The organism is Pollutimonas rozaliensis, from assembly GCF_048751585.1.
In the GTDB taxonomy this organism is placed as follows: domain Bacteria; phylum Pseudomonadota; class Gammaproteobacteria; order Burkholderiales; family Burkholderiaceae_B.
In genome coordinates, this window is record NZ_JAZHOB010000086.1 from 1 (window position 1) to 277 (window position 277).

Annotated in this window: 1 pseudogene; it reads left to right on the top strand. The window is 46.2% G+C overall.

The annotated features are described in order from the left end of the window. Positions 1-277 (top strand): annotated as a pseudogene (locus V0R37_RS22080) (1-deoxy-D-xylulose-5-phosphate reductoisomerase); the annotation flags it as partial.

Genomic DNA, 277 nt, shown 5'->3' on the forward strand with positions numbered 1-277 from the left:
TTGCCCGTCGACAGTGAACATAATGCGATTTTTCAATGTTTACCCGTTGATATTCAAACTCAGCTCGGACGCTGTAATTTACAAGAACAGGGCGTTTCCCATATTCTGCTGACGGGGTCCGGCGGGCCATTTCGTTATGCCGATATTGAGACTTTAGCTCAAGTGACTCCAGAACAAGCGATTGCTCACCCTAATTGGTCGATGGGGCCCAAAATATCGGTTGATTCTGCAACCATGATGAACAAAGGGCTTGAGTATATTGAGGCTAAGTGGCTAT